Source organism: Nocardia wallacei (assembly GCF_029868745.1).
GTDB lineage: Bacteria > Actinomycetota > Actinomycetes > Mycobacteriales > Mycobacteriaceae > Nocardia > Nocardia wallacei_B.
On sequence record NZ_JARWOP010000312.1, the window covers coordinates 1 to 12121 of the forward strand.

Annotated in this window: 15 protein-coding genes; 14 read left to right on the plus strand and 1 reads right to left on the minus strand. The window is 69.6% G+C overall.

Annotated features, from left to right (window positions below; translation table 11 throughout):
- From QH470_RS28980 to QH470_RS29020, 9 genes are all read left to right on the plus strand, one after another.
- Positions 1 to 496 (plus strand): SDR family oxidoreductase (locus tag QH470_RS28980; RefSeq protein ID WP_280275537.1); only part of this gene is annotated, 496 nt, incomplete at its 5' end.
- A 12-nt stretch (positions 497 to 508) separates the two neighbouring features.
- Positions 509 to 1237, plus strand: a complete 729-nt coding sequence (fabG, locus tag QH470_RS28985) for a 3-oxoacyl-ACP reductase FabG (RefSeq protein ID WP_280275538.1) — start codon at positions 509 to 511, stop codon at positions 1235 to 1237.
- A 141-nt stretch (positions 1238 to 1378) separates the two neighbouring features.
- On the plus strand, positions 1379 to 1825 hold the full coding sequence (locus QH470_RS28990; protein ID WP_280275539.1) for a hypothetical protein: 447 nt from the start codon (positions 1379 to 1381) through the stop codon (positions 1823 to 1825).
- Between the two features lie 279 nt (positions 1826 to 2104).
- Entirely contained in the window at positions 2105 to 2713 is a 609-nt protein-coding gene (locus QH470_RS28995) for a TetR/AcrR family transcriptional regulator (protein ID WP_280275540.1), read from the plus strand.
- Between the two features lie 169 nt (positions 2714 to 2882).
- Complete coding sequence (locus QH470_RS29000) at positions 2883 to 4406, plus strand: nitric oxide reductase activation protein NorD (protein ID WP_280275541.1); 1524 nt, start codon at positions 2883 to 2885, stop codon at positions 4404 to 4406.
- A 22-nt stretch (positions 4407 to 4428) separates the two neighbouring features.
- Complete coding sequence (locus QH470_RS29005; RefSeq protein ID WP_280275542.1) at positions 4429 to 5226, plus strand: CbbQ/NirQ/NorQ/GpvN family protein; 798 nt, start codon at positions 4429 to 4431, stop codon at positions 5224 to 5226.
- A 145-nt stretch (positions 5227 to 5371) separates the two neighbouring features.
- Positions 5372 to 6058 (plus strand): hypothetical protein, encoded by a 687-nt coding sequence (locus QH470_RS29010; protein WP_280275543.1) that lies wholly within the window; start codon positions 5372 to 5374, stop codon positions 6056 to 6058.
- 36 nt (positions 6059 to 6094) lie between these two features.
- Positions 6095 to 6529 carry a hypothetical protein gene (locus QH470_RS29015; protein WP_280275544.1) on the plus strand — a complete coding sequence of 145 codons (435 nt, stop codon included), beginning with the start codon at positions 6095 to 6097 and terminating at the stop codon, positions 6527 to 6529.
- 67 nt (positions 6530 to 6596) lie between these two features.
- On the plus strand, positions 6597 to 7757 hold the full coding sequence (locus QH470_RS29020) for a phosphotransferase family protein (RefSeq protein WP_280275545.1): 1161 nt from the start codon (positions 6597 to 6599) through the stop codon (positions 7755 to 7757).
- 3 nt (positions 7758 to 7760) lie between these two features.
- Here the strand turns inward: QH470_RS29020 and mftR are convergent, their stop codons facing one another.
- Complete coding sequence (mftR, locus tag QH470_RS29025) at positions 7761 to 8387, minus strand: mycofactocin system transcriptional regulator (RefSeq protein WP_280275546.1); 627 nt, start codon at positions 8385 to 8387, stop codon at positions 7761 to 7763.
- 75 nt (positions 8388 to 8462) lie between these two features.
- Between mftR and mftA the strand changes: the two genes are divergently transcribed.
- The 5 genes from mftA to QH470_RS29050 are packed head-to-tail and all read left to right on the plus strand — an operon-like array spanning position 8463 to position 12040.
- Positions 8463 to 8573, plus strand: coding sequence for a mycofactocin precursor MftA (gene mftA / locus QH470_RS29030; protein ID WP_280275547.1), 111 nt, complete (start codon positions 8463 to 8465; stop codon positions 8571 to 8573).
- The gene (mftB, locus tag QH470_RS29035; protein WP_040753321.1) at positions 8563 to 8853 is read left to right on the plus strand and encodes a mycofactocin biosynthesis chaperone MftB; all 291 of its coding nucleotides are present in this window, start codon (positions 8563 to 8565) and stop codon (positions 8851 to 8853) included. The genes mftA and mftB overlap by 11 nt, the downstream gene beginning before the upstream one ends.
- A gap of 18 nt (positions 8854 to 8871) precedes the next feature.
- A complete protein-coding gene (mftC, locus tag QH470_RS29040; protein WP_280275548.1) occupies positions 8872 to 10050 on the plus strand; it encodes a mycofactocin radical SAM maturase in 1179 nt (392 codons plus the stop codon).
- Between the two features lie 26 nt (positions 10051 to 10076).
- The gene (gene mftD / locus QH470_RS29045; protein ID WP_280275549.1) at positions 10077 to 11249 is read left to right on the plus strand and encodes a pre-mycofactocin synthase MftD; all 1173 of its coding nucleotides are present in this window, start codon (positions 10077 to 10079) and stop codon (positions 11247 to 11249) included.
- Positions 11249 to 12040, plus strand: a complete 792-nt coding sequence (locus QH470_RS29050; protein WP_280275550.1) for a mycofactocin-coupled SDR family oxidoreductase — start codon at positions 11249 to 11251, stop codon at positions 12038 to 12040. The genes mftD and QH470_RS29050 overlap by 1 nt, the downstream gene beginning before the upstream one ends.
- The last annotated feature ends 81 nt before the right edge of the window (positions 12041 to 12121 follow it).

The window sequence follows — 12121 nt, forward strand, 5'->3', positions numbered from 1 at the left end:
CCCCGCCCCCGGGGACGCCACCCCCCCCCACTCGTTCCGGGATGCCATGGACATCAACGTCCCCGGCCCCTGGAACACCGTGGGCGGGGGCGCCGGGCACAACATCGACGGCGGCCGCCGCGGCTCGATCATCCTGATCAGCTCGGCCGCGGGCATCAAGATGCAACCGTTCATGGTGCACTACACGGCCAGCAAGCACGCCCTCACCGGCATGGCCCGGGCGCTGGCCGCCGAACTGGGCAAGCACTCGATCCGGGTCAACAGCGTGCATCCCGGCGCGGTCGCGACCCCGATGGGCACCGGCGAGATGGTGGCCGCGCTGACCCGCGGGTACGAGTCGAATCCGCAACTGGCGCATATGACCACGCCGTTCCTGCCCGAGGGCATCGCGCAGGTGGAGGACGTGGCCGCGACCGTGTGCTGGCTGGCCGGTGACGACGCCCGGTCCATCACGGCCGCGCAGATCGCGGTCGATCTCGGATCCACCCAGTACTGAAGAGGATTCACCGTGTCGCTACTGACCGGGCGGGTCGCCGCCGTCACCGGCGGGGCCCAGGGCATCGGGTTCGCCATCGCCGAGACGTTCGTGCGCGCGGGCGCGCGGGTCGTCGTCGGGGACCTGACGCCCGGTGGCGTGCGGGACAAGCTCGGGCCGGAGGTGGCACGGGCGGTGCGCTGCGACGTCACCCGCGCCGCGGACGTCGAGGCGCTGCTGGCCACGGCGGTCACCGAGTTCGGCGCGCTCGACATCATGGTGAACAACGCCGGGATCACCCGCGACGCCGGCCTGCGCACGATGACCGAGGACGAGTTCGACCAGGTCATCGCCGTGCACCTGAAGGGCGCCTGGCACGGCACCCGCCTGGCGGCGGCCATCATGCGCGAACGCGGGCGCGGCAGCATCGTCAACCTCTCCTCGCTCTCGGGCAAGGTGGGGATGGCGGGCCAGACCAACTATTCGGCCGCCAAGGCCGGGATCGTCGGGCTGACCAAGGCCGCGGCGAAGGAGACGGCCCGGCACGGCGTGCGGGTCAACGCGATCCAGCCCGGCCTGATCCGCACGCCGATGACCACCGCCATGCCGGCCGCCGTCTGGGAGCAGAAGATGTCGGAGATTCCCATGGCGCGCGCCGGGGAGCCGGAAGAGGTGGCGGGCGTCGCGCTGTTCCTGGCCTCCGACCTGTCGTCGTACATGACCGGCGCCACGCTCGAGGTCACCGGCGGACGCTTCATGTGAGGCCCGGAATCTACGCGAACCCTTGTGGCCGAATACTGAATAAATTACAGTTACAAGGACAAGAATGCCGTTTCCGGGCGCACGGACTCCGTGGGCCCGGATTCGTGTCACCGTTCGGAGTTTTTCGCGCTAGGAGACGTCATGAGTGGCCTCGAAATCGCCGGTCTCACCCCTCGAACGGTAGATGCGCTGGTCACGGCGGGTGGCGAGCTCGCGCGCGAAGTGCGGGGGAAGGTGCTGCACAGCCCGCGGCCGGTGTTCCTGCACTACGTCGAGCAGACCTTCGACACCCTGGTGCGGACGTTCTCGCTCGGTCTCGATCCCCGCCCGACCACCCCGGCGCAGCAACTGTGCCTGCACCTGATGATCACACACGCCGAGCAGACCGGCGGGACGCTCGACCCCGACCTGATCCGGCTGCACCGCGCGCTGCTGCCCGGCCGCGCGCACGAGGAACTCGCCCAGATCGGCCGTGTCCCGGCCGATTCCGGCACGCGCTACGATTTCGTCGCGCTCTCCGACGTGCTGACAGGGCCCGGCGTGAACGCCTTCTTCGCCCCCTTGGGCCGGGACGACCTGGTCGCCTGAGGCTCCTCGCGAGCATTCCCCGATCACACCGCGCGACGATCGTCGCGCGGTGCCGTGCCATGCCCGCGCCCGCCCGCGGGCGGGCGCGGACCCTGCCGGACTACGAGCGGAAATGCCATTCTCCGCTACGGCAACTCACGGTGAGCTGATTAGCGAATTTCGTTGACGCGGTTCAGTGACATCTGTCAGTATGTTCTGTACAGCGCCGCGAATTCCGCTCGCGGCATCGAAACCCCAAGCCGGAGAATCGATTCCGGCCCATCGAATGGGAATCTGCTCATGAGCGAGCTATCGGACGCGCCCCGTGGCCGCGAGGCCCAGCGCCTGCGCACCCGCCGCCGCGTATTCGACGCCGCCATCGCGGAGTTCCAGAGCGTCGGGGTGGCCGAGGCCGATATCGGCGCGATCGTCGAGGCGGCCGGTGTCGCGCGGGGCACCTTCTACTTCCACTTCCCCAGCAAGGAGCACGCGCTGCTGGAGCTCGAGGCGCGCGAGGAGGCCCGCATCGCCGACGAACTGTCGGAGTTCCTGGCCGGGCCGCACGACCTGAAAGCCGCGCTGGAGAAGACGATTCAGCTGGTCCTGGGGCTGGAGCGCCGACTGGGCAGCGTGCTGTTCAAGGAGATCCTCGCGGTCCACTTCTCTCCCAGCCGGCCGCTGGACGACGAGTGGCGCGGGCATCGGGTGATCGTGCTGGTGGTCGAGGAGATCCAGCGCGCCCGTGCCGCCGGCGAGGCCGAGATCGCCGTCGACCCCTTCCACAGCGCCGTGTTCTTCCTGCTCGGCCTCTACGCCATGCTGACCACCACGTCGGGCTCGAAGTCGTTGCGCGACAACGCGCTCGACAATTATCTCATCACCGTGCTGCGCAGCCTGGAGCCCCGATGAGCCGCGCCGCACACCGACAGTCACGGAGACATCACCATGCTCGTCGACCTCGTTCGCATCGCCCTCGCGTGGGGCGCGGTACTGCTGATCATCGCCTTCTGGTACTGGGTCATGAAGAACATCAACACCTTCTGACCACCCGCCGCTCCCCCGCGCCCCGGAGCACGCGATGACCGCGGGCGGCGGGGCGAGGATCGAACGCAGTTGCGCCCTGACTGCTGTCGCCTTCTCCGCACGTCGACGCGAAGGCGTCCGGCTCGTCACCGGTGCACGTCGCGGGTTCGGCCTGAACTCGACCCGGCGCGTCGTGCACGTTCCGTATCCGCCCCTCGCGGCCGACTGGACCCGCACGACGCTGACCTGCGGTGTGGCACTGCAATGCGCGCCGTCGAAGGACCGCGTCGCGCGGTTCCGCCTGCACGAGCTGTCGCCGCGCGAGCTGAGCGCGCTGTCACTCGTCGAGGGCGGGGTGGCCGCGGCGTGGATCGCCGACCGGCTGCCGGGCCTGCTGCCCGAACTGCGCCGCCGCCTGCCCCGCCTCGAGATCGCCGAGCGCGATCTGGACGGCTCCGAAATGCTGGACCGCGCAATGGTTCTGGCGCGATCCCGCGATCCCCTGCCCGGCGACCCGCTGCTGGGCACGCTGCCGCTGGCCGCGCCCGGCCGCGGCGCCCTGGCGGTAGCCGCGCGGCGCACCTACGCCCGGATGCCGTGGACCTCCGCGCGCAGCGACTCCTACCGCGTCATGTCGGTCCCCGTCGGCGGCGACGGCGGCAGCCGCAACACCAACCTGCCCCCGCCGAGCCGGCCGGAGAACGAGGATCTGGAGATCCGCGCCGACCAGCGCGCCGGGTTGCCCTATCCGGAATGGAATCTGTGGACCGAGACCTTCCTGCGTGATCACGTCGCCGTGTTGGAGCGGCGGCATCCCACCCGGCCGCGGCCGGTGGCGCCGGTCTCCCCCGACATCCGCCGCTGGTTCGAACAGCGCACGCACCGCGTCGTGCGCGGCGGCCTGGAGGACGGCTGCGATCTCGACATCGACCGCTACGTCACGCATTTCGCCGACGCCCGCTGCGGCCCGGTCCCGGAACCGCGCGTATTCCGCGATCTGCTGCCGGGATTCCGCGACGTCGCCACGGCCGTGCTGCTGGACGGCAGCTCCTCCCTCGGCGTGCACGGGGGCCGGATCTTCCGGCTGGAACTGGACTGCGCGGACGCCCTGTCGCGCGCCATGACCCTCGCGCGAGAACCCCACGGCCTGTTCGTCTTCACCGGTAACACCCGGCACCGGGTCGAGGTGCGCTGCCTGCGGGACTTCGACGACACCGGCTTCGTGGACCCGGGCAGCCTGGGACTGAGCACCGGCGGCTACACCCGGCTCGGCGCGCCCCTGCGGCACCTCACCCACCGCCTGCGCGACCAGCCCGCCGAACGCCGCCTGCTGCTGGTGATCGGGGACGGCCTGATGTCCGACGAAGGATACGAGGGCCGCTACGCCTGGGCCGACGTCGCGCACGCCGTGACCGAGGCCGCCGACGCCGGAGTCTCGATCTACTACCTGGGCGTGGGACCCACCCGCGTCGATCCGCTCCCCGAGGTGTTCGGGCCGCGCCGATCACGCCGGATCCGGCGGGTGGAGGAACTACCCCGTGCGCTCGCGCACCTCCACCGCGAACTGATCGCGTCCTGACGACACCGACCGAGGAGGGCAGATGGCCACCGATCTCTACTACTCCGGCGGCACCGAGGTGCGGCTGTTCGAACAGGCCTATCGCCGACGCCTGCCGGTCATGCTCACCGGACCGACCGGCTGCGGGAAGACCCGCCTGGTCGAGCACATGGGCCGGCTGCTCGGCCGGCCGGTGGTCACCATCAGCTGCCACGACGACCTCACCAGCTCGGATCTGGTCGGCCGGTTCCTGGTCTCCGGCGGCGATGTCGCCTGGCGCGACGGTCCGCTGACCCGCGCGGTCAAGGCCGGGGCGATCTGCTACCTCGACGAGGTCGCGGAGGCCCGCCACGATTCGCTGGCGATCCTGCACTCGCTCACCGATCACCGGCGCACCCTGTACCTCGATCGCGCCGACGAGGTGGTGCCCGCGCCCGAGCCGTTCCAGCTGGTCTGCTCCTACAATCCGGCCTACCGCGGCTCGCTCAAGGAGCTGAAGCCGTCGTTCCGGCAGCGGTTCGTCACCCTCGCGATGAACTACCTGCCGCCGGACCGGGAGGCCGAGGTGGTCGTCGCGGAGTCCGGCGTCGACTCCGCCGTCGCGCGGCGACTCGTCTACTGCGCCACCATGATTCGCGAGGCGGACGCCGTCTTCCACTTCGAACCGCCGTCCACGCGCGTGCTGGTCGCCGCCGCGCGCCTGATCACCGCCGGCGCCGGCGAACGCGAGGCCGCCGAAGCCTGCGTCCTGGCGCCGCTGAGCAGCGACGGCGCCATCCATGAAGGCCTGCGGGAGATCGCGGCGGCCACCCTGCCCGCCGCGGACGAGTCGCCGGTGTAACTCAGCACAGGAGGTCCCATGAACGAACAAGATCGCCGGCGCCGCCGGGCCCTGATCGTCTTCCAGATCGCCATCTACGGATTCCTGCTCGCGATGTTCCTCATCCAATTGCAGATGTACATGACCCGGGATTGGTAGGTGCGCCATGAATATGCCGGCATTCACCGTCGGTTACGACGAACACCACGACGAGAGCCGACGCGCCCAGCGCCGGGCCGACCAATGGCTCACCGCGGGCACCGCGCTGATGGGGACGTTCATCTTCGGATTCATCGGCCTGCCGTTCTTTCTGCGCGGCGTGTGGCTGCAACGCAAGGCGCAGCGGGCGGGGCTCTCCGTGCGGCCGATCATCGTCACCCTGATCGGTTATCTCGTCATTCTCGACGCCTTTCTCAACAGCATCGGCTGGGTGCTGGATCTGTTCGCCAACCACACCCTGGTGACTCGCGTGTTCTTCACCGCGTGGGGCAATTTCGTCGACGCCGGATATTTCTGGCACTACAACGAATTGGCCATCGGCGGCGCGGGCGCGCCGGGCGAGAAGGGATGGGAGGTCGCGCTGATATTCACGGTTTTCCCGATGCGCATCGCCGCGGCCATCGCCTTCCTGCAGATGAAGCGGTGGGGGCATCAGTGGCTGATCCTCACCTGCTGGTTCGGGGTGGTGATCTGGATCGGCTACGTCGTGAACATGACCATGTACGCCGACGTGCGATTCCACGGCGTCGTGCTGCCGGTGACCGGCTGGTGGCTGTACGACATCTTCTACATCACGCCGTTCCTGGCGATTCCCTATCTCCACACCGTCAATCGCGAAATCTTCTCCGACTGACCGATTTCGGCATCCTCCGTGTTCCAGGAGAACATCATGAGTAAACAGACACCGGCCGACGACACGGCAGCGGAGCGGGAATTGCCGCTGGGGACGACGGCGCCGTTCGCGCGCATGCACACCTGGCTGCGGCGCGGCATTCTCGTCTGCCTGATCGCACTCGTCATCGAGGGCTCGCTGACCGTGCCCGCTCTCGCGCTCTGGTACGGCTGGCCGACGCTGTCGATCAGCGAGATCTGCGACGAGATGATGAAGGTCCGCTATTCCGACGACACCCTCGAATGCGAACAGGGCGATTTCACCGCACCGCCCCTGGGCGGCGAGCCCGAGGCCGCGGGCCAGACCACCGCCCGCGACCAGTGGGGCGTGCAGCCGAAACCGGAATGGAAGCGGATCGGATTCCGCGAATTGGTCCGCAATCACGACGAGCGGATCGCCCGTCAGCAAGCGCAGAACACCGGCGGGCGGTAGAACTGAGGATCACATCCACGCGGCCGCGACCGGAACCGGTTGTGCCGCACCACGGAAAGGCTGGATTGTGGTCTCGCAGGTATTCGCGACGGCGTCCGCACTGGGCATGGCTACCCGGGAGGCGGTCCGGGCCGGGCTCGACCGCGTCCTGCCCGGCGGGACCATCCCGCTGCGCATCGACGAGGTGACCGAGCGCTGGCTCGGCGACGCGCTCGGCCTGCCGCCGGGCGCACTCACCTCGGTGCAGGTACTCGACGCGCACTCCGGCACGGCCGCGCGCGCCCGGATCGCCGTCAAGAGCGAGTCCGGCGATATCCCGGCGCACCTGTTCGTGAAGCTGCCGCCCGGCAACTATCTGCAGCACGTCCTGATGAACGTCTTCGGTCTCGGCCTCCACGAGATCCTGGCCTACCGCGCACTGGGCGAACAACCACCCGTGCGGGTCCCGAAATGCTATGTCGCGCAGTCCGACCGGTTCCGGCGGCGCACCGTCCTGGTGCTCGAGGACCTCTCGGCCACGGCCCGGTTCCGCACGGTCGTCGACACCGTCACCCGGGCCGAGGCGGAGGCCGTCATCGATGCGCTGGGCGATCTGCATGCCGCGTTCTGGGACACCGACCGATTCGCGGGCGATCTGCGGCCGCTCGCCAGCCGCACGACCGCCGACATCCGCCTCGGCGACCTCATCCGCCGGCGGTTCCTGGCCGAGATCACCGGGCACAGCGCCGATCTCGTCCCGGCGGAGATGCGCCGCCAGTGCCGGATCTTCTATCAGCGCAGCGCCGACATCGACGCCTTCTGGGCCGCGCAGCCACGGACGCTGATCCACGCCGATCCGCATCTGGGCAACCTGTTCTTCACCGACGACGGCCCCGGATTCCTGGACTGGCAGATCGCGACGGCGGGCGCGGGAATCCGCGATGTCGCCTACTTCGCGACGGCCTCGGTGGAGCCCGGCCTGCTTCGCACGATCGAGCGAGATCTGGTGCGGCGGTACGTGTCCCGGCTCGAGGCCGCCGGTGTCGCCGTCGACGGCGAACGGCTCTGGACGCTGTACCGGGCCGCGATCACCGAGTTCTATCTGGCGGCCGTCTGCACCGCCGAGGCCGGTGACCGGATGCAGCCGTTCGAGGTGTCGAGGGTCGGCGTGGAGCGGGCCGTCGCCGGTGTCGCCGCGCACGACAGTTTCGAGGTGCTCACCGCACTGATCGAGGACGCCCGCGGCTGACCGCTAACGACGCTCCCCCACGTCGAATCCCGCGGCCAGGTCGCGGAACGCCTGATCCATGATGTCGGCGAGTTCCGCCCCTGGCCGCGTCAGCCAGTACTCGTACGCCGCGATCGCCACCCCGAGGGCGACGTGCGCGATCGACTGCGGAATCAGTTCGCGGGCGGGCACCCCGAGCCGCGCCGCGGCGAAATCCGCCACCACCTCGCCCCACTCCCGGAAGCGCAACGTCGAATGCGCTTGCAGGGCAGGGACCTTCAGGATCAGTTCCATCCGCTTGCGATGCCAGGGCACCTGCGCGGGGTCGAACCGGTTGAACTCCACGACCACCGTCCGCACCGCCTCCATGAGCGGCTGCTCCTCCGCGCAGCGCGCGAAATGGGCGCGCATCACCTCCAATTGCCCGCCGAAATCGCCCCACACGACGTCGTTCTTGGACTCGAAGTAGCGGAAGAAGGTGCGCTTGCTGATGCCCACCGCCGCCGCGATGTCCTCCACGGTGGTCGCCTCGAACCCGTCGCGTTCGAACAGCTCGAAGGCCGCCCGCTCCAGCTCGACGGCATTCGTCGAGCGCCGCCGACCTGGGCGGTTGGCGGGTGCGCCGCTTGCGGCCGATCTTTTTTCCGCCATCACCCTTCCAATTTGTCACCCGGTGTCATTATGCTGGCGGTCACACCCGTCCGACCCGACTCCACAGGAGGAGCCATGAGCGACCAGACCGCCCACCGAACAGTAGTCGCCGACAACGACGCCCTCGTCGAGGAAGACCTGCTCGTCGAGGATGTCTCGATCGACGGCATGTGCGGTGTCTACTGACCCGGCGGCGTTCGACCCGGCCCTGCCTTACCGTCTGGCGGGGTCGGTGTCGCTGCGGCCCGAACCCTTCGGAGCGCTGGTCTACGACTTCGAGACCCGGCGACTCTCCTTTCTGAAGACGCCACTGCTGGTCACGGTGGTGCGCGAACTCGACCGGCACCCCGACGTGCTGAGCACCCTGGACGCGGCCGAGGTCCCCGCCGCCGACCGCGACCGCTATCTGCGTGCCCTCGCCGGACTGTGCGAATCGGGCATTCTCCGCTCCCGTACCGCCCGCTGAACGCGAACAGGACGACCCATGAAACTGGTGGAACACTTCGAATATGGCCTCGACTCACCGATCTGCCTGACGTGGGAGTTGACCTACGCCTGCAACCTGGCCTGCGAACACTGCCTGTCGTCATCGGGCCGCCGCGACCCGCGCGAGCTGACCACGGCCGAATGCAAGGCGGTCATCGACGAGTTCCAGCGGATGCAGGTCTTCTATGTCAACATCGGCGGCGGTGAGCCCACCGTCCGCTCGGACTTCTGGGAACTGGTGGACTACGCCGTCGATCATCAGGTCGGAGTCAAGTTCTCCACCAACGGTGTTCGCCTCACCCCCGAGCGCGCGCGGAAGCTGGCCGGGTCCGACTACATCGATGTGCAGATCTCCATCGACGGCGCGACCGCCGAGGTCAACGACGCGGTCCGCGGGCAGGGATCGTTCGCCACGGCCTATCGCGCGATGGAGAACCTCGCCGCCGCCGGCTTCGAGAACTTCAAGATCTCGGTCGTCATGACCCGCCACAACGTGGGCCAGCTGGACGAATTCAAGGCCATCGCCGACCGTTTCGGCGCGCAGCTGCGCATCACCCGCCTGCGCCCGTCCGGACGCGGCGCCGACGTCTGGAACGATCTGCACCCCACCGCCGACCAGCAGTTGCAGCTCTACGACTGGCTGGTCGCCAACGGCGAGGGCGTACTCACCGGGGACTCCTTCTTCCACCTCAACGCGCTGGGCTCCGATCCGCTGCCGGGGCTGAACCTGTGCGGCGCGGGCCGCGTGGTCTGCCTGATCGACCCGGTCGGCGACGTCTACGCCTGCCCGTTCGCCATCCATGACGAGTTCCTCGCCGGAAATGTCCGCGACACAGGCGGTTTCGAGAGCGTTTGGCGGACCTCGGAACTGTTCACCCGGCTGCGCGCCCCGCAGACCGGCGGCAGCTGCGCGTCGTGTTCGGCCTACGACTCCTGCCGCGGCGGCTGCATGGCCGCGAAATTCTTCACCGGCCTCCCGCTCGACGGCCCGGACCCCGAATGTGTGCGCGGCAACGCCGAATCCGCGCTCGCGGCGGTCGGCGCGCGGCCCGAACCCGACAAGGACCACTCCCGCACGGGCGCCCGGCGGGCGGTCACCCTCGGCATGCCCTCGACCCGCCCCGTCGCGACCCCCGACCGGGCCTGCGACACCAGCCCGCTGGCCGGGCTCCGGTAAGCCGTTATCAGACAAGGACTTTCACGATGGCAAGCACGAAAGACTGGTTCGAGTCCGTTGCCGAGGCGCAGCGGCGGGCGAAGAAACGCGTCCCCAAATCGGTATATCTGGCGCTGCTGGCGGGTTCCGAGGCCGGCGTCACGCTCGACGACAATGCCGCGGCCTTCACCGAACTCGGCTTCCGCCCGCACATCGCCGACCTGCCCGCCACTCGCGACCTGTCCACCACCGTACTGGGACAGGAGATCTCGCTGCCGGTGATCTGCTCGCCGACCGGTGTGCAGGCCGTCGACCCGGAGGGCGAGGTCGGCGTGGCCCGCGGCGCGGCGCAGTCGGGCACCGCGCTGGGGCTGTCCTCGTTCGGTTCCAAGCCGGTGGAGGAGGTCGTCGCCGCCAACGACAAGACGTTCTTCCAGGTGTACTGGCTCGGCGACAAGGACGCGATGACCGCGCGTCTCGAGCGCGCCCGCGCGGCCGGAGCCAAGGGCGTCATCGTGACCCTGGACTGGGTCTTCGCCTCGGCCCGCGACTGGGGCAGCCCGGCGCTGCCGGAACGGATCGACGTCAAGACCGCGCTGAGCTTCGCACCGCAGGTACTGGCGCGGCCCGGCTGGCTGTGGCGGTTCGCGCGCTCCGGGCGTCTGCCCGATCTGACCACCCCGAACCTGGTGCCGCGCGGTGAGCAGGGCCCGACCTTCTTCGGCGCGTACGGCGAATGGATGGGCACCTCGCCGCCCACCTGGAACGACCTCGCCTGGCTGCGGCAGCAGTGGGACGGGCCGTTCCTGGTCAAAGGCATCGGCCGGCCCGACGACGCGAAGCGCGCCGTCGACATCGGCGCCACCGCGATTTCGGTCTCCAATCACGGGGGCAACAATCTCGACTCCACGCCCGCGACCATCCGGCTGCTGCCCGGGATCGCCGGGGCCGTCGGCGATCAGGTGGAGGTGCTGCTCGACGGCGGCGTCCGGCGCGGCGGTGACGTCGTCAAGGCGCTCGCCCTCGGCGCGCGCGCCGTGATGATCGGCCGCCCCTACCTGTGGGGCATGGCCGCTGCCGGGTCGCACGGGGTGCACAACGTGCTGGAGGTGCTGCGCCAGGGCATCGACTCGACGCTCTACGGCCTCGGGCACTCGTCGATACACGACCTGGGTCCGGACGACGTCGTGATTCCCGACGGGTTCACCCGGGGACTCTGATGTCCGACGCGCCCGTCGCCCTCGTCACCGGCGCCGCTCGCGGGATCGGCGCGGCGACCGTGCACCGGCTCGCGGGCGCGGGCTGGCGGGTCGTGGCGATCGACCGCTGTGCCGACGATCCACTGGTGCCGTACCCGCTCGGCACCCGGGAACAGTTGCGCGCGGTGGCGGGAGCGCATGACGGAACCGTGGTCGACGAGGTGGCCGACGTGCGGGACGTGGCCACGTTGATCGAGATCGTGCGGCGGGCGGAAGAACGGTTCGGCCGCGTCGACGCGGCCGTCGCGGCAGCGGCAGTGGTCACCGGCGGCGGGCGGCCGCTGTGGGAGACCGGCGGTCGCGACTTCGAGCCGATGTTCGAGGTCGGGGTGCACGGAGTCGCGAATCTCGCTCGGGCCGTGGTGCCCGCGCTGTTGCGGCGGCCCGCGCCGCGGACGGGCCGGTTCGTCGCGCTCGCCTCGGTGGCGGCGCATCACGGCATGTGGCAGCTGGCGGGGTACAACGCCGCCAAGCACGCGGTGGTCGGGCTGGTCAAGGGGCTCGCCCACGATCTGCGGGGCACCGGGGTCACCGCGGTCGCCGTCTCCCCCGGTTCGACTCGCACCGATCTGCTGGCCGAATCCGCGCGACTCTACGACCTCGACAGCGTCGACGACTTCGCCGGGCACCAATTGCTCGACCGGATTCTGGAGCCGCGGGAGGTGGCGGCCGTGGTCGCCTGGCTCTGCGCACCCGAATCCGCCTGTGTCACAGGCAGTGTCGTTCATGCCGACGGGGGATTCATGCCATGAGGGTGCGGCTGGATCCCGGTGTCCGGCGCTTCGCGGACGGTCGGCTCCTGCTCGGCGGGTCACCGACCCGGCTGCTGCGAC